The 1,370-nt window shown below is 63.5% G+C and carries 1 protein-coding gene; it reads left to right on the plus strand.

Annotated features, from left to right (window positions below; genetic code table 11):
• Positions 1 to 104: 104 nt before the first annotated feature.
• A complete protein-coding gene (locus ABIA30_RS27380) occupies positions 105 to 1,304 on the plus strand; it encodes an IS481 family transposase (RefSeq protein ID WP_370071351.1) in 1,200 nt (399 codons plus the stop codon).
• The last annotated feature ends 66 nt before the right edge of the window (positions 1,305 to 1,370 follow it).

Here is a 1,370-nt window from a genome sequence, read left to right on the forward strand (position 1 = left end):
TGTATGACGTCGGGTGATGCTTGACGTTTCGTCTCCGGCTGATGGCTGACAGGGTTTCGGCTGATGCTTTACACCTGCTTCGGTTGATCCTTGACACTTCCTTGATGAGGGAGTTGAGCGTGGTCGAGCAGAGGTATCAAGCCGTGTTGGCGGTGATCAGTGACGGTCTATCGATATCGCAGGTGGCCGGCAAGGTCGGGGTGTCGCGGCAGACGCTGCATGCCTGGTTGGCCCGGTATGAGGCCGAGGGTTTGGACGGGCTGGCGGATCGGTCGCATCGGCCGGTGTCGTGTCCGCATCAGATGCCCGCGCAGGTTGAGGCGGCGGTGTTGGAGTTGCGGCGTTCACGCCCGTATTGGGGACCGCGCCGATTGGTCCATGAGTTAGCCAAACGCAAGGTGTCGCCGGTGCCCTCGGAGTCGGCGGTCTACCGCGCCCTGGTGCGCGCCGGGATGATCGACCCGCAGCTGCGAGATCGCCGCTCGCGCAAGTGGAAACGTTGGGAACGCGCCGCGGCGATGGAGTTGTGGCAGATGGATGTTGTCGGTGGTTTCCCGCTGGCTGATGGCACCTCGGCGAAGGCGTTGACCGGCATCGATGATCATTCCCGGATGTGCGTGTGTGCCCGGTTGATGGCCCGTGAACGTACCCGCGCGGTGTGCGAGGGGCTGCGGGGGTCGTTGGACCGTTACGGGGCCCCCGAGCAGATCCTGACCGACAACGGCAAGGTGTTCACCGGCCGGTTCAACCATCCGCCGGTGGAGGTGCTCTTTGATGCGATCTGCCGCGAGCGCGGCATCGAGCATCTGCTGACCCAGCCCCGGTCCCCGACCACGACCGGCAAGATCGAGCGGTTCCACCGCAGTATGCGCGCTGAATTCCTCAGTGAACAAGCCGCTTTCAGGAATCTAGGCACGGCGCAGCACGCGTTGGATGAATGGGTGCACTACTACAACACCGCCCGGCCACATCAATCGCTGAACATGCTCACGCCGTCGCAACGGTTCACCGCTGCCAGCACACTGACCGCAGCACCGGGTAACGCAGGCCCTGCCACCGCGGCCCGGGCCGATCGAGGCGGACAAGACTGGATCAGCCGACGGGTCACCACCAACGGCGTGGTCTGCGTGTCCTGGCAGCAGGTCAGCCTGGGCCGCCACTACGCCGGATCACGCTGCGATGTCCACGTCGACGCCGACCTGCTGCGGTTCTTCATTGGCGATGTTCTGGTCAAAACTGCCGCCCGCACCAGCATCGGCGCGGTACGAAACAAACGGGCCTTGCGCACCAGCGCACAGCCCTAAAACACAACAACCAGTGTCAAGGATCAACCGGAGTAGATCGGTCAAGCATCAACCGACGTTGAACAG

The sequence above is a fragment of the Mycobacterium sp. MAA66 genome, assembly GCF_041261665.1.
Classification (GTDB): domain Bacteria; phylum Actinomycetota; class Actinomycetes; order Mycobacteriales; family Mycobacteriaceae; genus Mycobacterium.

Bases quoted from the DNA above. Each gene is read 5' to 3' on its own strand.
- ABIA30_RS27380 (WP_370071351.1), top strand. From the start codon at position 105: ATGAGGGAGTTGAGCGTGGTCGAGCAGAGGTATCAAGCCGTGTTGGCG.